Annotated in this window: 24 protein-coding genes; 11 read left to right on the top strand and 13 right to left on the bottom strand. The window is 71.7% G+C overall.

The annotated features are described in order from the left end of the window. Positions 1–185: 185 nt before the first annotated feature. The 7 genes from pstB to mshD form a co-directional block, all read right to left on the bottom strand. Complete coding sequence (gene pstB, locus ACIRO3_RS32865) at positions 186–962, bottom strand: phosphate ABC transporter ATP-binding protein PstB (RefSeq protein WP_365998367.1); 777 nt, start codon at positions 960–962, stop codon at positions 186–188. Between the two features lie 29 nt (positions 963–991). Then, positions 992–2,074 (bottom strand): phosphate ABC transporter permease PstA, encoded by a 1,083-nt coding sequence (gene pstA, locus ACIRO3_RS32870; RefSeq protein ID WP_404142946.1) that lies wholly within the window; start codon positions 2,072–2,074, stop codon positions 992–994. Beyond that, positions 2,074–3,063 (bottom strand): phosphate ABC transporter permease subunit PstC, encoded by a 990-nt coding sequence (gene pstC, locus ACIRO3_RS32875; RefSeq protein ID WP_361785557.1) that lies wholly within the window; start codon positions 3,061–3,063, stop codon positions 2,074–2,076. Before pstC ends, pstA begins: the two co-directional genes overlap by 1 nt. 130 nt (positions 3,064–3,193) lie before the next feature. Continuing rightward, positions 3,194–4,333, bottom strand: a complete 1,140-nt coding sequence (gene pstS / locus ACIRO3_RS32880; protein ID WP_365998370.1) for a phosphate ABC transporter substrate-binding protein PstS — start codon at positions 4,331–4,333, stop codon at positions 3,194–3,196. Positions 4,334–5,102: 769 nt separating this feature from the next. After that, entirely contained in the window at positions 5,103–6,047 is a 945-nt protein-coding gene (locus ACIRO3_RS32885; RefSeq protein WP_404142949.1) for a CHAD domain-containing protein, read from the bottom strand. Then, positions 6,028–8,277, bottom strand: a complete 2,250-nt coding sequence (locus ACIRO3_RS32890) for an RNA degradosome polyphosphate kinase (protein ID WP_404142951.1) — start codon at positions 8,275–8,277, stop codon at positions 6,028–6,030. The genes ACIRO3_RS32885 and ACIRO3_RS32890 overlap by 20 nt, the downstream gene beginning before the upstream one ends. Positions 8,278–8,504: 227 nt before the next feature. Next, positions 8,505–9,434: a mycothiol synthase gene (gene mshD, locus ACIRO3_RS32895; RefSeq protein WP_361785569.1), complete on the bottom strand. Its 930-nt coding sequence runs from the start codon at positions 9,432–9,434 to the stop codon at positions 8,505–8,507. A 118-nt stretch (positions 9,435–9,552) separates the two neighbouring features. Between mshD and ACIRO3_RS32900 the strand changes: the two genes are divergently transcribed. Further along, positions 9,553–11,370 (top strand): bifunctional metallophosphatase/5'-nucleotidase, encoded by a 1,818-nt coding sequence (locus ACIRO3_RS32900; protein WP_404142954.1) that lies wholly within the window; start codon positions 9,553–9,555, stop codon positions 11,368–11,370. A gap of 104 nt (positions 11,371–11,474) precedes the next feature. Here the strand turns inward: ACIRO3_RS32900 and ACIRO3_RS32905 are convergent, their stop codons facing one another. After that, the gene (locus ACIRO3_RS32905) at positions 11,475–12,257 is read right to left on the bottom strand and encodes an alpha/beta fold hydrolase (RefSeq protein ID WP_404142957.1); all 783 of its coding nucleotides are present in this window, start codon (positions 12,255–12,257) and stop codon (positions 11,475–11,477) included. A gap of 174 nt (positions 12,258–12,431) precedes the next feature. On the opposite strand from ACIRO3_RS32905, the gene ACIRO3_RS32910 reads away from it, so the two are divergent. After that, positions 12,432–13,001 (top strand): TetR/AcrR family transcriptional regulator, encoded by a 570-nt coding sequence (locus tag ACIRO3_RS32910; RefSeq protein WP_404142960.1) that lies wholly within the window; start codon positions 12,432–12,434, stop codon positions 12,999–13,001. Positions 13,002–13,078: 77 nt separating this feature from the next. Further along, positions 13,079–13,957 carry a phosphatidylinositol-specific phospholipase C gene (locus tag ACIRO3_RS32915; protein WP_361785581.1) on the top strand — a complete coding sequence of 293 codons (879 nt, stop codon included), beginning with the start codon at positions 13,079–13,081 and terminating at the stop codon, positions 13,955–13,957. On the opposite strand, the gene ACIRO3_RS32920 is transcribed toward ACIRO3_RS32915, so the two are convergent. The 5 genes from ACIRO3_RS32920 to ACIRO3_RS32940 form a co-directional block, all read right to left on the bottom strand. Continuing rightward, on the bottom strand, positions 13,937–15,409 hold the full coding sequence (locus ACIRO3_RS32920; RefSeq protein ID WP_404142963.1) for a sensor histidine kinase: 1,473 nt from the start codon (positions 15,407–15,409) through the stop codon (positions 13,937–13,939). The genes ACIRO3_RS32915 and ACIRO3_RS32920 overlap by 21 nt on opposite strands. After that, on the bottom strand, positions 15,406–16,152 hold the full coding sequence (locus ACIRO3_RS32925) for a response regulator transcription factor (RefSeq protein ID WP_365998378.1): 747 nt from the start codon (positions 16,150–16,152) through the stop codon (positions 15,406–15,408). The genes ACIRO3_RS32920 and ACIRO3_RS32925 overlap by 4 nt, the downstream gene beginning before the upstream one ends. Before the next feature lie 50 nt (positions 16,153–16,202). After that, positions 16,203–17,444 (bottom strand): S1C family serine protease, encoded by a 1,242-nt coding sequence (locus tag ACIRO3_RS32930; protein ID WP_404142966.1) that lies wholly within the window; start codon positions 17,442–17,444, stop codon positions 16,203–16,205. Between the two features lie 137 nt (positions 17,445–17,581). Continuing rightward, complete coding sequence (locus tag ACIRO3_RS32935; RefSeq protein ID WP_267801251.1) at positions 17,582–18,604, bottom strand: LacI family DNA-binding transcriptional regulator; 1,023 nt, start codon at positions 18,602–18,604, stop codon at positions 17,582–17,584. A 24-nt stretch (positions 18,605–18,628) separates the two neighbouring features. Further along, positions 18,629–19,420 carry a response regulator transcription factor gene (locus ACIRO3_RS32940; protein WP_361784253.1) on the bottom strand — a complete coding sequence of 264 codons (792 nt, stop codon included), beginning with the start codon at positions 19,418–19,420 and terminating at the stop codon, positions 18,629–18,631. A 468-nt stretch (positions 19,421–19,888) separates the two neighbouring features. Here ACIRO3_RS32940 and ACIRO3_RS32945 point away from each other — a divergent pair, with 468 nt between their 5' ends. The 8 genes from ACIRO3_RS32945 to ACIRO3_RS32980 all read left to right on the top strand — a co-directional run bounded on the left by ACIRO3_RS32945 (position 19,889) and on the right by ACIRO3_RS32980 (position 25,451). Continuing rightward, positions 19,889–20,143, top strand: a complete 255-nt coding sequence (locus ACIRO3_RS32945; protein ID WP_361784256.1) for a MoaD/ThiS family protein — start codon at positions 19,889–19,891, stop codon at positions 20,141–20,143. A 10-nt stretch (positions 20,144–20,153) separates the two neighbouring features. Next, positions 20,154–21,722: a hypothetical protein gene (locus ACIRO3_RS32950; protein ID WP_404142969.1), complete on the top strand. Its 1,569-nt coding sequence runs from the start codon at positions 20,154–20,156 to the stop codon at positions 21,720–21,722. Between the two features lie 80 nt (positions 21,723–21,802). Beyond that, the gene (locus ACIRO3_RS32955; protein ID WP_404142972.1) at positions 21,803–22,519 is read left to right on the top strand and encodes a DUF2993 domain-containing protein; all 717 of its coding nucleotides are present in this window, start codon (positions 21,803–21,805) and stop codon (positions 22,517–22,519) included. 161 nt (positions 22,520–22,680) lie between these two features. After that, a complete protein-coding gene (locus ACIRO3_RS32960; protein ID WP_359921537.1) occupies positions 22,681–22,764 on the top strand; it encodes a putative leader peptide in 84 nt (27 codons plus the stop codon). A gap of 190 nt (positions 22,765–22,954) precedes the next feature. Continuing rightward, positions 22,955–23,800, top strand: a complete 846-nt coding sequence (locus ACIRO3_RS32965; protein WP_361784265.1) for a sulfurtransferase — start codon at positions 22,955–22,957, stop codon at positions 23,798–23,800. Positions 23,801–23,873: 73 nt separating this feature from the next. Continuing rightward, complete coding sequence (locus ACIRO3_RS32970) at positions 23,874–24,164, top strand: DUF1416 domain-containing protein (RefSeq protein WP_361784268.1); 291 nt, start codon at positions 23,874–23,876, stop codon at positions 24,162–24,164. A gap of 136 nt (positions 24,165–24,300) precedes the next feature. Beyond that, positions 24,301–24,564, top strand: coding sequence for a DUF3099 domain-containing protein (locus ACIRO3_RS32975; protein WP_267801255.1), 264 nt, complete (start codon positions 24,301–24,303; stop codon positions 24,562–24,564). A gap of 314 nt (positions 24,565–24,878) precedes the next feature. Continuing rightward, the gene (locus ACIRO3_RS32980) at positions 24,879–25,451 is read left to right on the top strand and encodes an FABP family protein (protein WP_365998382.1); all 573 of its coding nucleotides are present in this window, start codon (positions 24,879–24,881) and stop codon (positions 25,449–25,451) included. The last annotated feature ends 70 nt before the right edge of the window (positions 25,452–25,521 follow it).

The raw sequence follows: 25,521 nt of genomic DNA on the forward strand, positions 1-25,521 counted from the left end.
ATCCGAAAGACGGGCCCCTGGCCGCCGCGGGCGCGGTCGTCGACGCGACGACGGCGCACCGGGCGCGACACGAAAGCGGGCCGGCTCCCCCCACCCAGGGGGAGCCGGCCCTTTTTCTTTCGCCTCACGGTGGCACCGCCATGCAGCACCGCGGGACGTTTCTCGGTACATCCGGGGGTCGGGACTCAGCCGAAGCGGCCCGAGATGTAGTCCTCGGTCGCCTGGACGGACGGGTTGGAGAAGATCCGGTCCGTGTCGTCTATCTCGACGAGCTTGCCGGGCCGGCCGACGGCGGCGAGGTTGAAGAATGCGGTGCGGTCCGAGACGCGGGCCGCCTGCTGCATGTTGTGCGTCACGATGACGATCGTGAAGCGCTCCTTGAGCTCCCCGATCAGGTCCTCGATCGCGAGGGTGGAGATCGGGTCGAGCGCGGAGCAGGGCTCGTCCATCAGCAGGACCTGGGGTTCGACCGCGATGGCGCGGGCGATGCACAGGCGCTGCTGCTGGCCGCCGGAGAGACCCGAGCCGGGCTTGTTCAGGCGGTCCTTGACCTCGTTCCAGAGGTTGGCGCCCTGGAGGGACTTCTCGACGATGTCCGCCAGCTCGGCCTTCTTGAACGAGCCGTTCAGGCGAAGGCCGGCCGCCACGTTGTCGAAGATCGACATGGTGGGGAAGGGGTTCGGGCGCTGGAAGACCATGCCGACCGTGCGGCGGACCGCGACCGGGTCCACGCCGGGGCCGTACAGGTTCTCGTCGTCCAGCAGGACCTTGCCCTCGACACGGCCGCCGGGGGTGACCTCGTGCATGCGGTTGAGGGTGCGCAGGAAGGTGGACTTGCCGCAGCCGGAGGGGCCGATGAAGGCCGTCACGGAGCGGGGTTCCACGGTCATCGAGATGTCGTCGATGGCCTTGTGGGTGCCGTAGAAGGCGGAGAGGCCGCTGACGTCGATTCGCTTGGCCATGAGGGGTCACATCGCTTTCATGAGTCGCGTCAGCGACCGGTCTTCGGGGCCTTCCAGCGGGCGATGCCGCGGGCCACCAGGTTGAGGATCATGACGAAGGCGATCAGGACGAGGGCCGCCGCCCAGGCCCGGTCGTAGGAGGCTTCACTGCCGACCTTGTACTGCTCCCAGATGTAGAGGGGGAGCGAGGACTGGGCGCCTTCGAAGGGGTTGCCGTTGATGAGCTGCGAGCCGAAGACCAGCAGCATGATCGGCGCGGTCTCGCCGGCGATGCGGGCGACGGCCAGCATCACACCGGTGGAGATGCCGCCGATCGCGGTGGGGAGCACGACCTTGAGGATCATGCGCCACTTCGGCACGCCGAGGGCCAGGGCGGCCTCGCGCAGCTCGTTCGGGACGAGCTTGAGCATCTCCTCGGTGGAGCGGACCACCACGGGCATCATCAGGATCGACAGGGCCATCGCGCCGGCGAAGCCGGAGGGACCGAAGCCCAGCATCAGGTTCCACGTCGTCAGGATGAACAGGCCCGCGACGATGGAGGGGATGCCGGTCATCACGTCGACGAAGAAGGTGACCGACCGGGCGAGCGCGCCCCGGCCGTACTCGACCAGGTAGACGGCGGTCAGCAGGCCGATGGGCGCGGCGATCGCGGTGGCGAGGGCGACCTGTTCGATGGTGCCGAGCAGCGCGTGGTAGACGCCGCCGCCGGCCTCGAAGCTGGTCACGCCGTTCATGGAGTGGCCGAGGAAGGCCGCGTCGAGGACCTTCATGCCGCGGCTGATGGTGGTCCACAGCAGCGAGAGCAGCGGGAGGACCGCGAGGACGAAGCAGACCCAGACGACGGAGGTCGCGACCCGGTCCTTGGCCTGGCGGCGGTTCTCGATCACCGAGCTGGCGACGTACGTGACGGTGACGAAGAGCAGCGCCGCGAGCAGACCCCACTGGATCCTGCTGTCGAGGCCGAAGGCGAGGCCGATGCCGCTGCCGAGGACGATCGAGAGGGTCGCGATGCCGGCCGGGGCCCAGCGGGGCAGGCCGCCGCGGGTCAGGGTGGCGGGGGCGACGGACTTGCGGGCCCGGGCGGGGCGCTGGTCCTGGAGGGTGTGGCTCATCAGGCGTTCGCCCCCGAGAAGTCCTTGCGGCGGGCGATGATCAGCCGGGCCGCGCCGTTGACCAGCAGGGTCAGGAGGAAGAGGACCAGGCCGGAGGCGATCAGGGCGTCCCGACCGAACTCGTTGGCCTCGTCGAACTTCGCGGCGATGTTCTGCGCGAAGGTGCCGCCACCCGGGTCGAGGATGTGGCCGGAGATCAGGAAGCTCGGGGACAGGACGGTCGCGACGGCCATGGTCTCGCCGAGGGCGCGGCCGAGGCCGAGCATGGAGGCGGAGATGACACCGGAGCGGCCGAAGGGCAGCACCGACATCCGGATGACCTCCCAGCGGGTCGCGCCGAGGGCCAGGGCGGCCTCCTCGTTCATGCGCGGGACCTGGAGGAAGACCTCGCGGCTGACGCTGGTCACGATCGGCAGGATCATGATCGCGAGCAGGATGCCGACGGTGAACAGCGAGCGGGCGACGCCGGGCTGGCTCTTGTCGAAGATGTACGTCCAGCCCAGGTACTCGTCGAGCCAGAGGTTCAGTCCGCCGAGCTGCGGGACGAGGAAGAGGGCGCCCCAGATGCCGTAGATGATCGAGGGGACGGCGGCCAGCAGGTCGACCACGTACGCCAGCGGCGTGGCCAGTTTGCGCGGCGCGTAGTGCGAGATGAAGAGGGCGATGCCGACGGCGATCGGAACCGCGATGACCATCGCGATGATCGAGCTGACGACGGTGCCGAAGAGCAGGACGGCGATGCCGAAGACGGGGGGCGTGGCCGACGCGTTCCAGTCGAAGGTGGTGAAGAAGTTTCCTTCGTTCTTCGACAGGGCGATGGTCGCGCGGTAGGTGAGGAAGGCGGCGATCGACGCCATGATCACCAGGAGTGCGATGCCGGAGCCCTTGGAGAGGCCGGCGAAGATCTTGTCACCGGCGCGGCCGGTGGACCTCTCGCTCCTGGAGACGGGCGGAGCCGTGTCCATGCGGGTGGGTGTGGTGGAAGCCATGGTCTTTCCGGTCTGTGTGGGGGGCGTGCCCCCTGGCGGCGATGCACCGGACCCCCCTGGGTGGAGGGGGAGGGTCCCCCGGCGCCGGCCGACTCGGACGGGAGTCGGCCGGCACCCGGGGATCGAGGACTCAGGACAGCGAGGCGATGACTTCGCGGACCTTGGCGTTGATCTCGGTCGGGATCGGGGCGTAGCCGTTCTCGCCGAGGACCTTCTGGCCCGCGTCCGAGGCGGTGTAGTTCAGGAAGGACTTGACGGTCGGGAGCGTCTCGGCCTTGTTGCCCTTGTCGCAGACGACCTCGTAGGTCACCAGGACGATCGGGTACGCGCCCTCGGCCTTGGTGGTGTAGTCGAGCTTCAGCGCCAGGTCGGAACCGGTGCCGGAGACCTTGGCGGCGGCGATGGCCTTGGAGGCGTTCTCGCCGGTGGCCTTGACCGGGGCGCCGGCGCCCGTGTTCAGGTCGACGGTCTTGATGTTCTGCGACGCGGCGTAGGAGAGCTCGAAGTAACCGATCGCGCCGTCGACGGCCTTGACCTGCGAGGCGACACCGGAGGAGCCGGAGGCGCCGAGGCCACCCGGGGCCGGCCACTTCTTCGCGGGGTCGTGCGGCCAGGCGTCACCGGCGGTGGCCTTGAGGTACTTGCCGAGGTTCTCGGTGGTGCCCGAGTCCTCGGAGCGGTGGAAGTGCTGGATCGCGGTGCCGGGAAGCGTGACGCCGGGGTTCAGCTTCTTGATCGCCTCGTCGTCCCACTTCTTGATCTTGTCGTTGAAGATGTTGGCGATCGTGGCGGCGTCCAGGTTCAGCTTGTCCACACCCGCGACGTTGAAGCCGATCGCGATGGGGCCGCCGACCATGGGCAGGTTGATGCCCTGGCCACCGGTGCAGATCTTCTTCGACTCCTCGACCTGCTCGGGCTTCAGCGCGGAGTCCGAGCCGGCGAAGCCGACGGTGCCCTGGTTGAAGGCCACGATGCCCTCGCCGGAGGAGGAGGACTTGTAGTTGACCTCGACGCCCGAGCAGGCGGCCATGTAGTTCTTCACCCACACGTCCACGGCGTTCTTCTGAGCGGACGAGCCGGAGGCGAGCAGCTTGCCCTTGGCGCCTTCGCACTTGACGTCGCCGGGCGCGGGAGCCGAGGCCTTGCCGCTCGCCGAGGAGTCGGCCTTGGTGTTGTCGTCCGAGCCGCACGCCGTGAGGACCAGGGCGCCGGACACGACGAGCGCCCCGAGGGCGGAGGCACGAAGCATGCTCTTGCGCTGAAGCTTCACTTTCGGGTGTTCCTTCCAGAAGCCGCCGGCCGCTTTCTGTGTCGGGGCGGCGTGCGAAGAGGACTACGGGTCGGCGGGGTGCGGGTGGTGGGCTTTTCGGCCCCGCTCGCACCTTGCGGTACCGAAATTAGGCAGAACAGGTGAAGCGGTCGACGGCCCTCGGTGAACGGACGGTGAACCGTGGCGGGCGGGCCGGTGCGGTTGGGGGGGTTTGTACCTGGGCGTAACGGGGCGTTATCCGTACGTTATGCCGCCGTGACCTTTGCCTGGCCGGCGGGGTGGGGTGGGGGTGGTGGGTGGCCGGAAATCGGCGGGGTCACCGTGCCTGCCCTGCCGGGAGCCGTGTGGTTTGGCGCGGGGCGGGGCGGGGCCGGGCCTTCGCCGGGGGCCTGCCCGGGGGGCGCGCGCGCAAACGCGGGGGGTGGGGGCGGTGCGGGTGCGGGTTCCGGTGCCGGTGCCGGTGCCGGTGCGTGGGGGCGCGGTGGGTGGGTGCGTGCGGGGCCGTTGCCGGGGGCGCTGCCCCCAGGCCCCCGCGCCTCAAACGCCGGCGGGGCTGGATTTCGCCCCAGGGTCCCCGCGCCTCGAACGCCGGCGGGGCTGGATGTCGCCTCGGGTCCCCGCGCCTCGAACGCCGGTGGGGCTGGATTTCGGCGGCGGGCCCCCGCGCCTCGAACGCCGGCGGGGCTGGATGTCGCCTCGGGTCCCCGCGCCCCGAACGCCGGTGGGGCTGGATTTCGGCGGCGGGGCTGGGGAGGCCCGGGCCTTGGGGTCAGGGGAGGGCGGGGGCCGGGTGCCAGAGGGTGTGGAAGGTTTGGCGGGCCGCCTCGACCGCGTGGCGTTGGTCGGCGTGCAGGACACCGAGGGCGTACGCGGTGGCCGGGGCGATGCGGGGGGTGCGGGCCGCGGTCGCGGAGGCGGCGGCGGCTTCGGAGGCGTCGCGGTGGCGGTCCAGGGCCTCGCCCGCGGCGACCAGCCGGGTCACGTCGTCGCCCAGGGTCTCCCGGGCGTACCGGTGGACCCGCAGGAGGCGGCGTACCTCGTTCCAGGCCCCGTCCTCGTGTGCGGAGTACGGGGTGCCGCCCTCGGGGGCCGGGAGCGCGTTCACGGCGTCGACCAGACGGGTTTCGGCCACTTCCGCCAGCGGGATCAGTACCTCGTCCACCCGGCCGCGGGCCGCGACCGGGTCCAGCGGGACCTCGGAGGCGAGGACGGCCACCGCGTCGGCCACCGCGTGGAAGCGGGACGAGCCGAGGGCGGACAGGGTGGCCGAGTGGGCGCGCGTGCGGGCCAGGGTGAGTTGCCGTTCCAGCAGGGCGCCCGCCCGGGCGGAACCCACGGTGAGCGCGCCGGCGGAGCCCCGGGGCGCGGGCACCTCGGGGGCGCCGGAGAGCCGGTGCAGGGCGTCCATGAGCCGCGACAGCCTGACGGCGTACGCGTGCTCGTCGGCGAGGGTGGAGGAGAGCCAGACGAGTTCCGTGCGCAGCGAGTCGGCCCAGGCCGACTCGGTCACCCCCCGGAAGGTGCCCAGGGAGCCGCAGATCCGGCGCGCGGCCCCCCGCAGGCCGCGCGCGGCGTCGGTTCCCTCGGCGGTGTCGGCCGCCCCCGCCGCGCTGTCGCCGTGCAGGCGCAGCGCGCGCAGGAAAGCGGTGGCCTGGGACCGCAGGTACGTGCCGAGCACGTCGCCTGCCAGGGGGTCATGGTTTGGCTGAGCCACGCCGGCGCCTCCGGGCGTCTATGAGCATCTCCTGTACGTGCCGCAGCGGCTGGCCCTCGGAGTCCGTGGCGTGCCGGGTCCACTCGCCGTCGGGCCCCAGGTGCCAGGAGGCGGTGTCGTCGGACATGCCGATTTCGAGGAGTCGGTCCAGTGACGTGCGGTGGGCCGGGTCGGCGACCCTGACCAGTGCCTCGATGCGACGGTCGAGGTTGCGGTGCATCATGTCGGCGCTGCCGATCCACACCTCGGGTTCGCCGCCGTTGCCGAAGGCGAAGACCCGGGAGTGTTCCAGGAAGCGGCCGAGGATCGAACGGACGCGTATGTTCTCCGACAGCCCGGGGACGCCGGGGCGCACGGCGCAGATGCCGCGGACCCAGATGTCGACCGGGACGCCCGCGCGGGCGGCCCGGTAGAGGGAGTCGATGAGGGCCTCGTCGACGATCGAGTTCATCTTCAGTCGGACGTACGCGGGACGCCCGGCCCGGTGGTGGTCGGCTTCCTTGTCGATGCGGGAGACGAGGCCGTCGCGCAGCGACTTGGGGGCGGTCAGCAGTCGGCGGTAGGTCTCGCGCCGCGAGTAGCCGGACAGCCGGTTGAACAGGTCGGAGAGGTCGGCGCCGACCTGCGGGTCGGTGGTGAGCAGGCCGAGGTCCTCGTAGAGCCGGGCGGTCTTGGGGTGGTAGTTGCCGGTTCCGACGTGGGAGTAGCGGCGCAGCTGGTCGCCTTCCTGGCGGACGACGAGCGACAGCTTGCAGTGGGTCTTGAGGCCGACGAGCCCGTAGACGACGTGGCAGCCGGACTCCTCCAGCTTGCGCGCCCATTTGATGTTGGCCTGTTCGTCGAAGCGGGCCTTGATCTCGACGAGGACCAGGACCTGCTTGCCGGATTCGGCGGCGTCGATGAGGGCGTCGACTATAGGGGAGTCGCCGGACGTCCGGTACAGGGTCTGCTTGATCGCGAGGACGTCCGGGTCGGCGGCGGCCTGCTCCAGGAAGGCCTGTACGGAGGTGGAGAAGGAGTCGTACGGGTGGTGCAGCAGCACGTCCCGTTCGCGCAGCGCGGCGAAGATGTCGGGCGCGGACGCGGATTCCACCTCGGCGAGGTCGCGGTGGGTGCCGGCGATGAACTTCGGGTACTTCAGCTCGGGCCGGTCCAGGGAGGAGATCCCGAAGAGGGCGGTCAGGTCGAGCGGGCCCGGCAGTGGGTAGACCTCGGCGGCGCTGACCTTGAGTTCCTGTACGAGGAGGTCCAGGACGCCGGGGTCGATGGACTCCTCGACCTCCAGCCGGACGGGCGGGCCGAAACGGCGCCGCATGAGTTCCTTCTCCAGGGCCTGGAGCAGGTTCTCCGCGTCGTCCTCCTCGACTTCGAGGTCCTCGTTGCGGGTGACCCGGAACATGTGGTGCGCGAGCACCTCCATGCCGGGGAACAGCTCCTCCAGGTGCGCGGCGATGACGTCCTCCAGCGGGACGAAGCGCTGCGGGGAGGCCTCCAGGAAGCGGGAGAGCAGGGGCGGGACCTTGACCCGGGCGAAGTGGCGGTGCCCGCTGACGGGGTTGCGCACGACGACGGCCAGGTTCAGGGACAGGCCGGAGATGTACGGGAAGGGGTGCGCGGGGTCCACGGCCAGCGGGGTGAGCACCGGGAAGATCTGGTTGCGGAACAGGGTGAAGAGGCGGGCCTGCTCCTTCTCGGTGAGGTCGGGCCACCGGATGAGGTGGATGCCCTCCTCGGCGAGCTGCGGGGCGATGTCCTGCTGGTAGCAGGCGGCGTGCCGGGCCATGAGCTCGCGCGAGCGGGTCCAGATCAGGTCCAGGACCTCGCGGGGCTGGAGGCCGGAGGCGGAGCGGGTGGCGACGCCGGTCGCGATGCGGCGCTTGAGGCCGGCGACGCGGACCATGAAGAACTCGTCGAGGTTGCTCGCGAAGATCGCCAGGAAATTGGCGCGCTCCAGCAGCGGGGTGGCGGGGTCCTCCGCGAGTTCCAGTACCCGTTCGTTGAAGGCGAGCCAGCTGCGTTCGCGGTCGAGGAACCGCCCGGGGGGCAGCTCGCCGCCCTCTTTGTCGTCGTAGGTGTCCGGATCGGCGTCGAGATCGGGATCGAGATCGACGTGGCCGACGTTCGGGCGGTGCGCGGCTATGGAGCCGAGCTGCGACTTCGCCGTGGCGGGCGTGTGAGACGGGTGCTGGGCGGGGACCTCGGTGGGGCCGACGCTGGGCTTGTGGCTCATGACTCCATTCTTCCGCGCACGCGGCAGGACAGGCGCGTCGGAAGTGTCGGCCGTCAGGCGGAGTCGGGGCTGCATGGTCGGATGCTGGCAAGCGCTTCTTAATGCCCGGTTAATGGCGAATGGCTTCCAGGGTCCGCCTGGCACACGGGAGGACGCCGGGGCGACGCGTTGCTCCGTTCGGGCTCCCGCGCGCGCGGGAGCCCGAACGGAGCCGGCGGGCCGGCGTGTCAGCTCTCGGTGCGGTACATCAGGTCCACCTCGTGGGTGGTGAAGCCGAGGCCCTCGTAGACGGCGAGGGCGGCCGGGTTGTCGGCGTCCACGTAGAGCATCGCGGTGGGCAGGCCCGCCGCGGCCAGGTGGCGCAGGCCGATCGCGGTGAGGGCCTTGCCGAGGCCGCCGCCCTGCGCGCCGGGGCGGACGCCGACCACGTAGACCTCGCCGAGCCGCTCCTCGGCGTGGATCTTCGTCCAGTGGAAGCCGACCAGTTCGCCGTCGCGCTCCGCGAGGAAGAAGCCCTCGGCGTCGAACCACGGTTGCGCGATCCGGTCGGCCAGGTCCCGCTCGGTGAGGGAGCCCTGCTCGGGGTGGTGGGCGAAGGCGGCGGCGTTCGCCGCGATCCAGGCCGCGTCGTCGGCGCCGGGCACGAAGGTGCGTACGGTGACCCCGGCCGGCAGGGCGGGATCGGGCAGCGGCGGCGCTTCGGGGCCGAGCGGGCGGCGCAGCTGGCGCAGTTCGCGGAACAGGGTCAGGCCGAGGACCTGCGCGAGGTGGCGGGCGGCGGACTTGCCGCCGTGGGCCCAGACCCGGATCCGCTTGCCCGAGGCGGCCAGCAGGGCCGTGCCGAGCGCCCGGCCGTGGCCGCGACCGCGCAGGGAGGGGTGGACGACGAGTTCCGCGGCGGGGGCCTCCACCGGGTCGGTGTCCTCCAGTTGTCCGTACGCGGTGAGCCGGCCGTCGGCGGTGAGCAGGAAGTGCCGGATGCCCTCGCGGGGTCCGCCGCGGAGCTGGATGCGTCCCTGTTCGGACACGGCGGTGGTGCCGTCGGTGCGGGCGGCGTCCGTGATCAGGGTGAGTACGGCGTCGGCCTGTTCCTCCGTCAGCTCGTCGAGGGTCTCAATCTGCCGTCCCGGCTCCAGGGCCGCTGCTGCGTCAGTCATGACCCCACCGTACGACCGCAACCAGCCCGTAACCCATTAGCCCCTGTCGTGCTACGCGCGTTGACAATAGGCTGCGGCGGACCTCCCAAGTTGTCTCGCTGTCCGCAAAGGGGACTAAATGTCAGCGACGCCACAACGGCACCGCCGAGCCCGCCGGTTGACCCTCGCCGCCCTCGCCGTCACGGCCGGGGCCGGGGCCATGGTCGCCGCCGCCCTGCCGGCCGGAGCCGCGAGTGGTGGCGGTGCGGCCAAGAGCCGGACCGTCGACGTTCAGATGCTTTCGTTCAATGATTTCCACGGCACCTTGGAGCCCCCGCAGGGTTCCTCCGGCACCGTGACCGAACGCCAGGCGGACGGCACCACCAAGTCCATACCCGCGGGCGGCGTCGAGTACCTGGCGACGAGCCTGCGCGAAGCCCGCAAGGGCCACGAGTACTCCGTCACCGCCGCGGCCGGTGACATGATCGGCGGCAGCCCGATGCTGTCGGGGCTCTTCCACGACGAGCCGACCATCGAGGCGATGAACAAGCTCGGCCTCGACGTGTCCAGCGTCGGCAACCACGAGTTCGACGAGGGCAAGACCGAGCTGCGCCGCATGGCGTACGGCGGTTGCCACCCCACCGAGGGTTGCTTCGAGTACGGCAAGACGTTCACCGGAGCGGAGTTCCAGTACCTCGCCGCGAACGTGACGGACGAGAAGACCAAGCGTCCGATGATGTCGCCCACCTTCGTCTGGAAGAAGGGGGACGTGAAGATCGGCTTCATCGGCGTCACCCTGGAGGGCACTCCGGACGTCGTCACCGCCGAGGGCGTCAAGGGCCTCAAGTTCGGCGACGAGATCGAGACGATCAACAAGTACGCCGCGGAGCTGAACAAGCAGGGCGTGAAGTCGATCGTCGCGCTCGTCCACGAGGGCGGTCTGCCCGCCAACGGCGCGTACAACTACGACTGCGACACCCCCGGCGCGGGCGCCGGCATCTCGGGCGCGATCGTGGACATCGCCAAGAAGGTCGACCCCAAGGTCGACGCGCTGGTGACGGGCCACACGCACCAGGCGTACGCCTGCAACATCCCCGACCCGGCGGGCAACCCGCGCACGGTCACCTCGGCCGCCTCCATCGGCCGGCTGTTCACGGACACCACCCTCACGTACGACCGGCAGACCAAGGACATCGTCCGTACGCCGGTCACCTCGCCCAAGCCGGTCAACAAGGTCGTCACCCGCGAGCAGCCCAAGGCCGCGGACATGAGCGACCTGATCCGGCGCTGGAACGAGCTGGCGGCCCCGATCGCCAACCGCCCCCAGGGCTTCATCTCGGCGGACATCCCGGGTCGCGGCTCGGAGGCCTACGAGAAGCCGCTCGGCGACCTGATCGCCGACGCGCAGCTGGAGGCCCTGGCCCCGGCCGACAAGGGTGGCGCGGAGTTGGCCGTCATGAACCCGGGCGGCATCCGCTCGGACCTCGCCTTCAAGGCCTCCGGGGCCGAGGGCGACGGGGTGGTGACGTACGGCGAGTCCTTCACGGTCCAGCCGTTCACCAACATGATGAACATCGTGGACCTGACCGGCGCGCAGCTGATCACCGCGCTCCAGCAGCAGGTCAGCGGCACGGTCAACGGCCCGAACCCGAAGATCCTGCAGGTCTCGAAGGGCTTCACGTACACCCTGGACCTGACCAGGGCGGGCGCGGACCGCGTCGTCGTGGACTCGGTGAGGCTGAACGGCGCGGCCATCGACCCCGCCCGGACCTACCGGGTCGCGATGAACGAGTTCCTCGCGGGCGGCGGTGACGGTTTCACCGTCCTGAAGGAGCACAAGAACAAGCTGGTGGGCGCGTCCGACCTGGACTGCTTCAACGCCTACCTGACGAACAACTCCTCGCAGGAGTCCCCGATCGCCCCGCCGGCGGCGAACCGGATCACGATCGTCAAGTAGGACCGGAGCGACGCGCGCGCACAGCGCGCCCGAAGGGGCGACGGGCCCGCCGGCCCGTCGCCCCTTCGGCGTTCCCGGCGGTCCCCGGCGCCGCCGGGAAGGGTTCAGAGCCGGTCGAGGAACGCCCCGACGGCCTCGTGGAAGCCGTGCGGGTCGGTGAACGGTACGAAGTGGTCCCCGTCGAGCGGGGCGTACGAGGTCCCCGGCCGCCGGGCGACCATCGCGTCGGCCTGCCGCTGCGGGAGGGACTGGCTGCGGGTGCCGTGGACCAGCAGGGCCGGGCAGGTGCTCGCGAGCCAGGCGTCCCAGTGGTCGCCCCGGCAGGCGCGGATGGAGTCGAGCATGTCCTGCGGGTGGAACGGCAGCCGCCAACGGCCGCTGTCGGGCAGCGGCCGCAGGGCGCCGGTGACGAACTGCGCGACGACCGGGCCGACGGCCGCGATGAGCGCCTCGGGGCTCTCGCCGGTGTAGGGCACGCCGCGCAGGAAGGAGAACGGCTCCGGCCCGTCGGGGTCGATCTCCAGAGCGGCGTCCACGTCGATGAGCGCGCGGACCCGGTCGGGGTGGGCGGCGGCCAGGTGGACCGCGTTGAGGCCGCCGAGGGAGTAGCCGAGGACGACGACGGGGGCGTCGAGGCCGAGGTGGTCGAGCAGGGCCACGGTGTCGGCGACGTAGCCCTCGCGCCGGTAGTCGGGGGCCCGGTCGGAGTCGCCGTGGCCGCGCTGGTCGGGGGCGATGACCCGCCAGGCGTCGCCGAGGTGGGCGGCGAGGCCGGTGAAGGCGGCGCCCTCGGAGAGGCCGCCGTGGAGCGCGAGCAAGGGGCGACCCGGGCCGCCGAAGTCCAGGTGGGACAGGGTGCGGTCGTCGATCTTCAGCTCGTGGCGCATGGCGTGGCTCTCCCCGGGGTGCGATCGGGCGGTGTTCCGTGCGGGTTCCGGCGGGTGGTCCGTCGGTGTTCCCGGTCCCAGGCTGCCGGCATTTGGGCAAGCGTGCAAGACGTCCGTATAGGGCGCTTGCCTGAGGCGAACGCCCAAGAAGGAGGGCGCGGATACGATCGCCGCATGGGAAATCGCGAGGACCTGCTGGCCGGAGCGCGCCGCTGCCTGGAGGAGAAGGGGTACCTGCGCACGACCGTGCGCGACATCGCCTCGGCCTCGAAGGTGAGCATGGCCGCGATCGGCTACCACTTCGGGTCGCGCGAGGCGCTCCTGAACCGCGCGCTGTTCGACGCCATGGACGAGTGGGCCGCGGCGGCCGGCCGGCTCGCCGGCGAGGGGGACACCGCCGAGGAGCGCTACGCCGACACCTGGGACCGCAAGATCCGGGACTTCGGCGACATGCGCTGGCTGTGGATCGCCAACGTCGAGGCCTTCGTCCACGCGCAGTCCTCGCCCGAGGTCCTCGCGATCCTCGCCGAGGGCCAACGCCGCTCCCGGCGCATGGTCGCCGCCCAACTCCGCGGGGTCCCCGAGGAGGAGGTCTGCGAAGCGGACGTACGCGCCCTCGGCTCGGTGCACATCGCCCTGCTCAGCGGCGTGATGGTGCAGTGCCTGACCGACGCGGAGGCGGCGCCGAACGGCCACGAACTCGCCCAAGGGCTGCGCGCCATGGCGGAGTTGCTCGAAAGCTGACCACTACCGATGGGTAGCAATGCCCGGTCCCGCATGCCATGATCCCGTCCCACCACCGGGTCGGCGAAGGGGCGGGCATGGGAAGCGCAATGGACCGGCGGAGGTTCCTGGTCGGGGCGATGGCGGCGGGAGCCGCCCTCGGCATCGGGGCGGCGGGTCAGGCCTCGGCGGCCACGCTCGGCACCCAGGACTGGATGGCCGGCCTCGCCGACTCCACCCCCCTCCAGCGCATGACCATCCCCGGCACCCACGACTCGGGCGCTCGCAAGGGCGGGCTCTACGTCGCCTGCCAGAACACCTCGATCGCGCAGCAGCTCGACGCGGGCATCCGCTTCCTCGACGTCCGATGTCGGGTCACGGGCGGCTCGTTCGCCATCCACCACGCGGCCTTCTTCCAGGACCTGATGTTCGGCGACGTCCTCGTCGACTGCTGGAACTTCCTCGCCGCGCACCCCTCCGAGACCCTGCTGATGCGCGTCAAGCAGGAGTACTCCGAGGACAGCGACGCCACCTTCCGCGCCGTCTTCGACGACTACCTCGACAACCGGGGCTGGCGACCGCTCTTCCGGATCGCCGACACCCTGCCCTCCTCCCTGGGGCAGGCACGCGGCAAGGTGGTGCTGCTCGCCGACAACGGCGGCCTGCCCGGCCTGCGGTACGGCGACGGGAACGTCTTCGACGTCCAGGACGACTACATGGCCGAGCCGTTCGCCAAACGCGGGAAGATCGAGAACCACTTCCGCAAGGCCGTCCAGCAGCCCGGCAAACTGTTCGTGAACTACTCCAGCACCTCGGCGTACATGCCGCCCCGCTGGAACTCCGACCGCCTCAACCCGCAGGTCCACGGCTTCGTGGACGGCGGGGAGATGGCCGGCCGGACCGGGCTCGGCATCGTCCCCATGGACTTCCCCCACACCCGCTCCGGACTCGTCACCTCACTGATCCGACACAACTGACGCGCCGCCCGCCGGCGGCGCCGCCGGCGGGTCCGCGGTCGGCGGCGGGGTGGGCGCACCCGGGACGCGGAGCACCGCCTCCGTGCCCGGGCCGCCGTCCCGGGGCGGCCGCAGCTCGGCGCTGCCGCCCGCGCGGCTCACCGTACGGGCCACGATCGACAGGCCCAGCCCGCTGCCGGGCAGGGCGCGGGCCGACGGGGACCGCCAGAACCGCTCGAAGACGTGCGGCAGGTCCTGCTGCGGGATGCCCGGCCCGTGGTCCCGTACGGTCAGCTCCCCGGCGTGCAGCGCCACCTCGACGCGCCCGCCCGGCGGGCTGAACTTCACCGCGTTGTCCAGGACGTTGACCACCGCCCGCTCCAGCGCCGCCGCCTCGCCCCGTACGTACCAGGGCTCCAGGGACGAGCCGAACGTCAGCTCCGGACCGCGCAGCCGGGCCCGCGACAGCGCGGCACCGGCGATCTCGTGCAGGGCCACCACCCCGAGCGGACCCGGCGAGGCCGCGTCCGGGCGGGACAGCTCCTGGAGGTCCCCGATCAGCGACGCCAACTCCGTCATCTGTGCCTTCACCGAGGCCAGCAGCTCCCGGCGGTCCTGCGGCGGGATGGCCCGACCGGTCTCCTCGCTGCGCGCCAGCAGCTCGATGTTGGTCCGCAGCGAGGTCAGCGGGGTGCGCAACTCGTGCCCGGCGTCCGCGATCAGCTGGGCCTGGCGCGTCCGGGAGGAGGCGAGCGCGGCGGTCATGGAGTTGAAGGACCGTGACAGCCGGGCGATCTCGTCGTCGCCGTCGTCGGGGATCCGTACGGTCAGGTCCTCGGTCCGGGCGATGTGCTCGACCGCGTCGGTCAGTTCGTCGACCGGCCGCAGCCCCGTACGGGCCACCCACAGTCCGGCGGCGCCCGCGCCGACCACGCCGACGCCGGACACGAACAGCAGCACCCAGGCCAGGGTGGACAGCGGCTTGTCGATGTCGGCGAGCGGCTTGGCGATGGAGATGCCGAACACGGGCCCGCCGGACACCACCTGCGCGGGCGTCGTGTAGACGCGCATGTCGACGCCGTCGGAGGTCGTCACGTCCTGGAGGGTGGCCCGCCGCTTGCCCGCCGCGATCTCCTTGTCGACGGCGGTCACCGGCAGCGTCGCCGGCCCGCTCACCCAGCAGTGCCCGCCCTGGGCGGTGACGATCTGGACCGTCGCGTTCAGGTTCCCGGCGATGTCCTGCTGCGACTCGGCGGGGCGGGTCACACAACGGCCCCCCTCCAGTACCCGCCCCACCTGCGGGTTCGGGTTGGTGGCCATCAGCGAGCGGTCCAGTTGGTCCCGCAGCTGGGCGCGCACCATCACCCACGAGACCGCCGCCACGGCGGCCACGGCGACCGCCACCGCGACCGCGACCAGCAGCGCCAGCCGCGAGCGCAGCGGCAGCGCGCGGAACCTGGCCGTCGGGCTCACTCGGGCCCTCCGTGGTCCCCGGCCCCGGCGGCGCGCAGCACGTAGCCCACCCCGCGCACGGTGTGGACCAGGCGCGGCTCCCCACCGGCCTCGGTCTTGCGGCGCAGGTACATCACGTACACGTCCAGGGAGTTGGAGCTGGGTTCGAAGTCGAAGCCCCAGACGGTCTTCAGGATCTGCTCGCGGGTCAGCACCTGGCGCGGATGGGCGAGGAACATCTCCAGCAGCGTGAACTCGGTGCGGGTCAGTTCCACGGGCCGCCCGGCCCGGGTGACCTCGCGGGTCGCGAGGTCCATCCGCAGGTCGCCGAAGGTCAGCGCGTCCTCGGGCTCGCTCCCGCCGGCCGCGGGCGCCGCGTACGAGCTGCGCCGCAGCAGCGCGCGGACCCGCGCGAACAGCTCGTCCAGCTCGAACGGCTTCACCAGGTAGTCGTCGGCGCCCGCGTCGAGCCCGGTGACGCGGTCGCCGACGGTGTCGCGGGCGGTCAGCATCAGGATCGGGGTGGTGCTGCCGGCGGCGCGCAGCCGCCGGGCGGCGGTCAGGCCGTCCATCCGGGGCATCTGGATGTCCAGCACGATCAGGTCGGGGGCGTACGAGGCCGCCTGGTCGAGGGCGTCCAGGCCGTCGACGGCGGTCCGCGCGCCGTAGCCCTCGAAGGCGAGGGAGCGGCGCAGGGCCTCGCGGACGGCCGGCTCGTCGTCGACGACGAGGATGCGCTGCTGGTCGCCTTCGGCGGCGTTCATGTGGGTCCCCCGGGGGTGGTGGTCGGTCCTACCAGGCTCGCACGGGGCGACTAGGAGGAGGTCCCGAAGCCGTTGGCGGCGCCGCCCGAGTCGCCGGCGCCCGAGTCGGCTCCGGTGTCGCCGGCGCTGCCGCTGCCGCCGCCGCGCAGGGACGCGAGGTCGGCCTTGATGGTGTTGACGGGGATGGCGAAGCCGAGGCCGACGCTGCCGGCTCCGCTGCTGTCGCTGGAGGGGGAGTAGATCGCGGAGGGCATCCCGACGATCTCGCCGTTCATGTTGACGAGGGCGCCGCCGGAGTTGCCGGGGTTGAGGGAGGCGTCCGTCTGGACGGCCTTGTAGGAGGTGGTGTTCTGGCCGGTGTTCCCGTTGAACTGCTGACCGTCGTACGAGAACGGCCACCCGCCGCCCTGCCGGCCCTGCGGTGCCTGCTCCTCGGACTTGGGCACGTTCACGTCGCGGTTCAGCGCGGAGACGATGCCGCTGGTGACGGTGCCGGTCAGCCGGTCCGGGGAACCGATGGCCACGACCTCGTCGCCGACCTTGAGCCCGTCGGAGTTGCCGAGCCTGGCCGCCTTGAGGCCACTGGCGCCCTGGAGCTTGATCAGGGCCAGGTCCTTGTCCGGGTCGGTGCCGACGGCCTTGGCCGGGTACTTCTTGCCGTCGCTCATCGTCACCTGGATCTCGGAGGCCCCCTCGACCACGTGGTTGTTGGTGACGATCTCCCCGTCGGCGGTGAGGACGATGCCGGAACCGGTGCCCTGGCCGGACGAGGTCCGGGTGTCGATGCGCACGACGGACGGGCCGACCTGCTCGGCCACGCCGGAGACGGTGCCGTTGCCGGACTGGGAGACGTTGGTGCCGTTGATGCCGGCGCCGCCGCCGTTCTGCCCGCCCAGGTACTGCTGGACCGCCGCGGCGGTGCCACCGCCCACGACGGCCGCGGCCAGCGCGACGGCGGCGAGCAGGGCGACGGGCCGCTTGGCGCGGGCCGGCCCGGCGTGGGCCGGTCCGGACGGGGCGGGCACGGGCCGGCCCCGGCCTGCGCCTTGGCCGTCATCTCCGTCCCCGGCTTCGGCGGGCACCGTCTCGCCCTGGATGACGGGCGGCCGGTGCGCCTCGTGCCATCCGGGCGCCGGCGCGGCGGGCGGGTACGGGGGCGGCGGCGGGTAGGCGCCCGCCCCGGCCTCCTGGGTGAGCCGGTCACGTCCGCGCTGCCAGTCCTCGCCGAACGGCGCGGGCTGGGGGCGGTTCTCCTGGGGGTACTCGCCTTCGCGGCGGAAGCTCTCGGTCATGCCTACGACTGTGTCCGGGGATCATGAGAGCTGTCTGAGTCCCGGCTGAGAAGCCCGACAGAACCGCGTATGCCGGATATGAGGACAGGGCCCGGACCCGGGCCCGGGACGCCCCGAGCCCGTCCGCCGGAGCAGCGTCAGCGGCAGCCGCAGGACCGTCGGATGACCAGCGCCGACGGGAACTGCTTGAGCCGCTCCCGGCGCGAGCCCGCCACCCGCAGGGCGTCGTCCAGGACGAGGTCCACCGCCGCCCGGGCCATCGCCGTGCGGTCGGAGGCGATGGTGGTCAGCGGCGGGTCCGTCAGCGCCGCTTCCTTGACGTCGTCGAAACCGGCCACGGCCAGCTCGCCCGGCACGTCGATGCGCAGCTCCCGTGCCGCCCGCAGTACGCCGATGGCCTGGTCGTCGGTGGCGCAGAAGATCGCCGGGGGCCGGTCCGGCCCCGAGAGGACCTCCAGGGCGACCGTGTACGCGTCGTAGCGGTTGTACGGGGCCTCGAAGAGCCGGCCCTCCACCGAGCGGCCGGCCTCCAGCATCGCCCGCCGCCAGCCCTCGACGTGGTCCGCGACGGGGTCGCCGACCGACGGGGTGTTCTCGACGCCGCCGATGCAGGCCACGTACGGGTGCCCGTGCTCCAACAGGTGCCGGGTGGCGAGCTGCGCGCCACCGATGTCGTCGGTGATCACCGCGACGTCGTCGATGGCCTCGGGGCGCTCGTGCAGCAGCACGATCCGGGCGTCCCACGCCTCGATCTCCGAGGCGGCGCGCTCGCTCATGCCCTGGCTGACCAGGATCAGCCCGGAGACCCGCATGCCGAGGAAGGCACGCAGGTAGTGGACCTCGCGCTCGTCGCGGTAGTCGGAGTTGCCGACGAGGACCATCTTCCCGCGCTCGGCGGCGGCCTGTTCGACCGCGTGCGCCATCTCCGCGAAGAACGGCTGCCGGGCATCCGGGACGATCATGCCTATGAGGTCGGTGCGCCGGGACGCCATCGCCTGCGCGACCCGGTCGGGTCGGTACCCCAGCTCCTTGATCGCGGCGAGTACACGCTCGCGCGTGGCCGGGGCAACCGGCCTGGGTCCGTTGTTGATGACGTAGCTCACGACGGCGGTAGAGGTACCCGCAAGTCGCGCCACGTCATCCCGCGTCACCTTGGCCACGCGCGGCAGTCTACGCGGGGTGACCTACCTCTGGGCAGGCCGTCCCGCCGACTCGACGGTCACCGGGGCTTCCTCCGGACGGGGGAGGGCCGCCGCCGCCTTCGCGGCCGCCTGCGCCGCCGCTTCCGCGGCCGCCCGCTCGACCTTCTCGGGGGTGACGAAGCGGTAGCCGACGTTGCGCACGGTCCCGATCAGCGACTCGTGTTCGGGGCCGAGCTTGGCGCGCAGCCGCCGCACGTGGACATCGACCGTCCGGGTGCCGCCGAAGTAGTCGTAGCCCCAGACCTCCTGGAGCAGCTGGGCGCGGGTGAAGACCCGTCCCGGGTGCTGCGCGAGGTACTTGAGCAGCTCGAACTCCTTGAAGGTCAGGTCCAGGACCCGGCCCTTCAGCTTCGCCGAGTAGGTGGCCTCGTCGACCGACAGGTCGCCGTTGCGGATCTCCATCGGGGAGTCGTCGGAACCCATCTGCTGCCGGCCGGTGGCGAGCCGCAGGCGCGCCTCCACCTCGGCGGGCCCGGCGGTGTCGAGGAGGACGTCGTCGATGCCCCAGTCGGCCGTGACGGCGGCCAGACCGCCCTCCGTGACGACGAGGACGAGGGGGCAGCCGGGGCCCGTGGAGCGGAGCAGCTGACAGAGCGACCGCACCTGCGGGAGGTCGCGCCGCCCGTCGATGAGGATGACATCGGCTCCGGGGGTGTCCACGAGGGCCGGTCCCTCGGCGGGCGCCACCCGTACGTTGTGCAGCAGCAGGCCGAGGGCGGGCAGCACCTCGGTCGACGGCTGCAGGGCGTTGGTCAGCAGCAGGAGTGAGCTCATGCCCGACCACCTGCCCGGGTCGGGCGTTTGTGCACGTGCGTGTGCACGGATCGCTGGTCCATCACGTCGGTTCCTCCTCGGTCCCGTCGAGGACTTTCGCGGCACTGCTTCGTACGTCTCGCCTTGCGCCCCGCGGTCCCCGCGCCCTGGGGTCCGCAGCGATGCGCCGTTCTCGGTGTTCTCGGTCCGTTCAACGTGCTGAAAGCACAAAAGGACCCGGGGGCAACGTTGCCCGGATCCTCTACGCCGCCAGAATAGCCCACCGGCCCTTTCGGGGCAGAGGCTCCGACGAACCCCTTCTGTGGTTCCTGCCACGCCCGTCACCAGGGTATGCCCCGGTTTCGTCGGATCGGTGGCCTCTCGCCGTCCCACCCCGGCGCACTCGGGGCGCGCGGAGGCACGCGGGGCCGGGTGGTCGGAGGGTTCATCATGGATGCCGACGACAGAGAGCCGACGAGGGGAGCAGCTGTGGCAACCGGAACCATCCGCTACTGGGCGGCGGCCAAGTCCGCCGCCGGGACGGCGGAGGAGCCGTACGCGGCGCGGACACTGGGCGAGGCGCTCGACGCCGTGCGCGAACGCCACCCGGGGGAACTGACCCGGGTCCTGCTGCGCTGCTCCTTCCTCGTGAACGAAGAACCTGTGGGCAAGCGCCCGCACGATGCCGTCCTGCTCACGGAAGGCGGCACCGTCGAGGTGCTGCCGCCGTTCGCGGGCGGGTGAGCGGGAGCCCATGAGTACGCCCGAAGAGCAACAGCGCAGGCAGCGGCACGAGCAGGAACAGGAGCGGGAGCGGCAACAGCACGATCCGTACGGGACGCAGACCTGGCAGTCCGACACCTGGGACACCGGCTACCAGCCGGTGCAGCCGCGGCCCGGCGGGGTCCCGGACCGGGCCGGGCAGCAGCCCGCGCAGCCTGCGGCGCCCGAGGGCTGGTTCCGCGAGGAGGCCCCGGCGGCGCCGCCCGCCGGCCCCGCCGAGACGGCCTACCAGGAGCCGTACCAGCAGTCGTACCAGGAGCCGTACCAGCAGTTCCAGCAGCAGTTCCAGCCCGGGCAGCAGCCGCAGCAGGCGTCGTACGGGCAGCCCGCCGCGCCCGAGGGCTGGTTCCGCGAGGAGGCTCCGGCGGCTCCCGCGCAGGAGTGGGCCGAGACGGCGTACCTGCCGCCGTACCAGGAGCCCCAACAGTCCCACCAGCAGTTGCAGCCCCAGTCGTCGCACCAGCAGTTCCAGCCCGAGCCGCCGCATCAGTCCCAGCAGCCGCAGCAGTTCCCGCAGCCGCAGGCGTACGGGCAGCCCGCCGCGCCCGAGGGCTGGTTCCGCGAGGAGGCCCCGGCGGCCCCCGCCCCCGCCCCCGCGTCCGGCTGGGCCGAGGAGACGGCGTACCTGCCGCCGCGGCCCCCGGAGCCGGCCGTCGAGGCCACCGCCTACCTGCCGCCGGTGACGGCCGCCGCGGAGCCCCCCGAGGCTCCCCTGGACCCCGCCGCCGACTCCGGCGCGCGGGGCGAGTACTCCCCGCCGACGCTCGCCGGCAACACGCTCCGCGCCGTCGACCCGGCCCAGGCCCGCGCCGAAGGCCGGTCGCCGATCATCGACCCCGGTCCGCAGTCGGCCATACTGACCGCCGCCCTCGGGCTGCTGCTGGCCGCGGCCGCGGCCTTCGGGGACCTCGCGCTGCTCGTGCCGCTGATCGCCCTCCAGGGCCTCACCGCGGCCGGCTGGTTCCGCCTCAACGGCATGTGGCCCGCGCGCCAGGGCATCGCCCTCGCCTTCCTCGGCGCCGTGGTCGCGGACGGGGCCGTGCTCGCCGTGGACGACGTGAACGGGCCCGGCGCGATCATCGGCACCCTCGGCGCCTGGGTGCTGCTCACGCTGGTGCTCCAGCTCCGCAGCCACGCGGACCCCGACGAGCGGATGTACGGCCTGATGGCCTCGGTGGCGTCCGCCGCCCTCGCCATCGTCTGCGCCGGGTACCTGGCCGCCGGCTCCGACGCCGTCAGCGTGGGCGCGGCCGCCGTCGCGGTCGCCGTCTTCGCCCGGGCCCTGCCGCTCCCCGCCCCGGCGTCCGTGACGGTCTCGCTGGCCGCCGCGGCGGGTGCGGGCATCGCGGTCGGCACGATGACGGACATCGGGACCGGCGGCGCGCTGCTCGGTCTGGCCGCCGGGGTGTGCGCCCTGGTCGGTCTGCGGGTGGCCGCGTACGACTACCCGTCGAAGTTCGTCCACATGACGGCCGGTGTCGCCCTGCCGCTGGCGGCGGCCGCTCCCGCCGTCTACCTGATGGGTCGGGTGGTGGGCTGACCTCGGCCACACGTTCGACCCCTCCCGTTCCGAGCGTGGTCAACTAGGGCGCACGTACTGATCTATTGGGGGAGGGGCACGTGCGCTTTCTGCGGGCCATCGTCATCATCGGAGTGATCCTGGGCGCCCTGTTCGTGGGCGCCGACCGCTGGGCGGTCAACTACGCCGAGAACCAGCTGGCCGACAAGATCCAGTCCCGGCAGGGGTTGGCGGGCGACGTGGAGGTGGACATCCACGGCTTCCCGTTCCTGACCCAGGCGCTCGACCACCGGCTGGAGCGGGTGGATCTGGTGCTCACGGGCGTGGACGCCTCCGCCGAGGGTCGCAAGGCGCGGCTGACGCGGCTCGAAGCGGCCTTCCACGACGTCACCTTGAACAGTGACTACACCGGGGGCACGGCCGGGAGGGCCGAGGGTGAGGCCCTGGTCTCGTACGCGGACCTGACCGCGGCCTCGGAGACCGGGGTGACCGTCTCCTACGGCGGGCAGCCGGGGAAGGTGAAGGTCAGCGCGACCGTGGACTTCCTCGGCAGGCGGTTCACCCGCAGCGTGATCTCGACCGTCACGCTGGAGGACGCGAAGGACTCCCCGGGCGCAAAGATCGTCCGGGTGCGCGCCGAGGAGGTTCCGGGCGAGGGGATCCCGGGGATCGAGAAGGTCGTCCGGAAGAAGACCGACTTCGACCGCCGGCTCGACGCGGGCCTGCCCGCCGGGCTGCGGCTCTCCACCCTGACCTCGGACGAGGCGGGCGTGCATCTGGCGCTGACCGGCACGAACGTGTCCCTGGCCGGATCGTGAGACGGTGCGGTCCGCCCCTCAGAAGGGCGGGTCGCGCGAAGAGCCCCGGAGGCCGTTCGAGCGGCCTGCCGGGGCTTTCTCGTCCATTATCCGGACGATCCTGTCTCGACATGTGACACACCGGTGACAGGGCGGTCGATTCGTCCCTACGATCCATGACTATGAAGCATCAGCAGGCGGACCTCACGAAGCGGCGGGCAGTAGACCTGTGTCGCGTCGCCGCCATGCTCTGTCGATCCATCTGACGTGTGAGCGCTTCCGCTCCACCGGCCGGACGACTGGCCTTCCCCGCGTGACCGCACCCCGCCTTCCGCTCGCCCGACGCCTCCCCGCACGGGTTCCGCGAGGCCGATCCGTCCGCGGCACGCACCCGCAGCACCATCCCGCAGCAGCACCAGCACCACCCCGCCGCACACTGCCCCGGAGGAGAACACCATGAGCCGCAGCGACGTCCTCGTAGACGCCGACTGGGTCGAGGCCCACCTGAACGACGCCGACGTCGTCATCGTCGAGGTGGACGAGGACACGTCCGCCTACGACAAGAACCACATCACCAACGCCGTCCGGATCGACTGGAAGACCGACCTCCAGGACCCGGTCCGCCGTGACTTCGTGGACCAGGAGGGCTTCGAGAAGCTCCTCTCCGCCAAGGGCATCTCCAACGACGACACCGTCGTGCTCTACGGCGGCAACAACAACTGGTTCGCGTCCTACGCCTACTGGTACTTCAAGCTCTACGGCCACCAGGACGTCAAGCTCCTCGACGGCGGCCGCAAGAAGTGGGAGCTCGACTCCCGCGACCTGGTCGACGGCAAGGACGTCCCGAACCGCCCGGCCACCCAGTACAAGGCCAAGGCCCAGGACACGTCCATCCGCGCCTTCCGCGACGACGTCGTCGCCGCGATCGGCTCCCTGAACCTGGTCGACGTCCGCTCGCCCGACGAGTTCTCCGGCAAGCTGCTCGCGCCGGCGCACCTTCCGCAGGAGCAGTCGCAGCGCCCCGGCCACGTGCCGAGCGCCCGCAACATCCCGTGGTCGAAGAACGCCAACGACGACGGCACCTTCAAGTCCGACGACGAGCTGACCGCCCTCTACGAGGCCGAGCAGGTCGACCTGGCGAAGGACACCATCGCCTACTGCCGCATCGGCGAGCGCTCCGCGCTCACGTGGTTCGTGCTGCACGAGCTCCTGGGCCAGGAGAACGTCAAGAACTACGACGGTTCGTGGACCGAGTACGGCTCGCTCGTCGGCGTGCCGATCGAGCTCGGCGCCGCCAAGTAGCCCCTGCCGGGCACGCAGGGCCGCGCGCCCGCAGCCAGTACGCAGTACGACCCCTCCAGGACAGGACAGAGACATGTGTGGAGCACAGACCGGCGGGCCCGACCTCGCCACCCTCAAGCCCGGTGAGACCGCCATCCAGGGCCAGGTGACCAAGGACGGCGAGCCCGTCGTCGGTTACGTGCGGCTGCTGGACTCGACCGGCGAGTTCACCGCGGAGGTCCCGACCTCCGCGACCGGCCAGTTCCGCTTCTACGCCGCCACCGGCACCTGGACCCTGCGGGCACTCGTCCCGGGCGGCCAGGCGGACCGTGCGGTGCACGTCGCGGACGCCGGCGGCGTGACGGACGTGGCGATCGCCGTCTGATCGCGCTCTGATCGCTCCACACGAGAACGGCCGGAGGGCCGCACCCCAGGGGGTTGGACGCCACTGGAACGGGGTGCGGCCCTTCGCGCCGTTCGGGACCCTGCGCGAAGACGGGTCCCGGACCTACGCTGGAGGCATGTACGCCCGGCGGCGCCGCGCCTACTTCCTCATGATGGGCGGCTGCCTTTTCCTCTTCGTGTCGGCCTGGTCCTTCGTCCGGCTCTTCTCCGTGCCGGCCGCCGTGGCGATGTGCGTGGTCGCCATGGTCATCCCGCCGGTCGCCGCGATGATGGCGAACCGGCGCGGTCCGGACGACCGCTGGTGGGACGACCCCTCGGGCGACAAGAAGTCGGACGAGTGGTGGGACGAACTGGACGGGAAGCACCGCCGCGACGAATGACGCGCCCCGACGGAGCCGGGGCCGGCCACCGGTACGGCCCACCTCGCAGAGTGCGCCGGGCCCCGGGCCAGTAGGCTTGGGGCCGGCCCCGTACCTCCGGGGACTCCGTCCCGGGGGGACCCCCCGAACGCAACCTCCGAGGAGCACCTCCCGTGCTTGAGACTTTCTTCTCCGCCCTGCTGGTCCTGGTCTGCGTCGGCGTGCTCGCCTTCACCGCCCTGGCCGTGAAGAAGCTGTACCAGGGCCAGCGCTGACCCCCTGATCGGCAGCCGTCCCTCCCGGATCCCTCCCACAGATCGCCTGAGCAGCCATACATGATCCAGATCCCGTCCGACCTGAACCCGGGCCTCGTCCCGCTCGCCTTCCTCCTCGGCAACTGGGAGGGCGCGGGAGTCTTCGACTTCCCCGGCGAGGAGAAGTGCAACTTCGGCCAGGAAGTCGTCTTCAGCCACGACGGCCGGGACTTCCTGGAGTACACCTCCCACACCTGGGTGCTCGACGCCGAGGGCAACAAGGTGCGTCCGCTCGAATCCGAGTCCGGCTACTGGCGCATCGACAAGGACCGCAAGGTCGAGATCGTCATGGTCCGTGACCAGGGCGTCGTCGAGGTCTGGTACGGCGACCTCGCCGACCAGAAGCCGCAGATCGACGTCGTCACCGACGCGGTGGCCCGCACGGCCGCCTCCGGCCCGTACAGCGGCGGCAAGCGGCTGTACGGCTACGTCAAGAGCGACCTGATGTGGGTCGGCGAGAAGGCCACGCCCGACGTGGAACTGCGCCCCTACATGTCGGCCCAGCTCAAGAAGGTCGTCACCCCGGAGGAGATCGCCGACATGGCGCGCAACCTCCCGGACATGCCGGACGACGGCATCGCGTTCTTCCGCTGATCGGCCGATTCCCACAGCCTGTGCGAGAAGGGGACCCCGGGACCGCCCGCGGTCCCTTTCGCGCGCTTAC

Origin of the sequence: Streptomyces sp. NPDC102278 (assembly GCF_044766345.1) — a bacterium.
In the GTDB taxonomy this organism is placed as follows: Bacteria; Actinomycetota; Actinomycetes; order Streptomycetales; family Streptomycetaceae; genus Streptomyces.

What these genes read in the sequence shown, in the direction of transcription:
- pstB (WP_365998367.1), bottom strand. Translation starts at nt 962, where the DNA reads ATGGCCAAGCGAATCGACGTCAGCGGCCTCTCCGCCTTCTACGGCACC.
- ACIRO3_RS32960 (WP_359921537.1), top strand. Translation starts at nt 22,681, where the DNA reads ATGAAGCATCAGCAGGCGGACCTCACGAAGCGGCGGGCAGTAGACCTG.
- ACIRO3_RS32975 (WP_267801255.1), top strand. Translation starts at nt 24,301, where the DNA reads ATGTACGCCCGGCGGCGCCGCGCCTACTTCCTCATGATGGGCGGCTGC.
- ACIRO3_RS32965 (WP_361784265.1), top strand. Translation starts at nt 22,955, where the DNA reads ATGAGCCGCAGCGACGTCCTCGTAGACGCCGACTGGGTCGAGGCCCAC.
- ACIRO3_RS32940 (WP_361784253.1), bottom strand. Translation starts at nt 19,420, where the DNA reads ATGAGCTCACTCCTGCTGCTGACCAACGCCCTGCAGCCGTCGACCGAG.
- ACIRO3_RS32930 (WP_404142966.1), bottom strand. Translation starts at nt 17,444, where the DNA reads ATGACCGAGAGCTTCCGCCGCGAAGGCGAGTACCCCCAGGAGAACCGC.
- pstA (WP_404142946.1), bottom strand. Translation starts at nt 2,074, where the DNA reads ATGAGCCACACCCTCCAGGACCAGCGCCCCGCCCGGGCCCGCAAGTCC.
- ACIRO3_RS32910 (WP_404142960.1), top strand. Translation starts at nt 12,432, where the DNA reads ATGGGAAATCGCGAGGACCTGCTGGCCGGAGCGCGCCGCTGCCTGGAG.
- ACIRO3_RS32900 (WP_404142954.1), top strand. Translation starts at nt 9,553, where the DNA reads ATGTCAGCGACGCCACAACGGCACCGCCGAGCCCGCCGGTTGACCCTC.
- ACIRO3_RS32970 (WP_361784268.1), top strand. Translation starts at nt 23,874, where the DNA reads ATGTGTGGAGCACAGACCGGCGGGCCCGACCTCGCCACCCTCAAGCCC.
- ACIRO3_RS32950 (WP_404142969.1), top strand. Translation starts at nt 20,154, where the DNA reads ATGAGTACGCCCGAAGAGCAACAGCGCAGGCAGCGGCACGAGCAGGAA.
- ACIRO3_RS32905 (WP_404142957.1), bottom strand. Translation starts at nt 12,257, where the DNA reads ATGCGCCACGAGCTGAAGATCGACGACCGCACCCTGTCCCACCTGGAC.
- pstC (WP_361785557.1), bottom strand. Translation starts at nt 3,063, where the DNA reads ATGGCTTCCACCACACCCACCCGCATGGACACGGCTCCGCCCGTCTCC.
- ACIRO3_RS32915 (WP_361785581.1), top strand. Translation starts at nt 13,079, where the DNA reads ATGGGAAGCGCAATGGACCGGCGGAGGTTCCTGGTCGGGGCGATGGCG.
- ACIRO3_RS32980 (WP_365998382.1), top strand. Translation starts at nt 24,879, where the DNA reads ATGATCCAGATCCCGTCCGACCTGAACCCGGGCCTCGTCCCGCTCGCC.
- ACIRO3_RS32890 (WP_404142951.1), bottom strand. Translation starts at nt 8,277, where the DNA reads ATGAGCCACAAGCCCAGCGTCGGCCCCACCGAGGTCCCCGCCCAGCAC.
- ACIRO3_RS32925 (WP_365998378.1), bottom strand. Translation starts at nt 16,152, where the DNA reads ATGAACGCCGCCGAAGGCGACCAGCAGCGCATCCTCGTCGTCGACGAC.
- mshD (WP_361785569.1), bottom strand. Translation starts at nt 9,434, where the DNA reads ATGACTGACGCAGCAGCGGCCCTGGAGCCGGGACGGCAGATTGAGACC.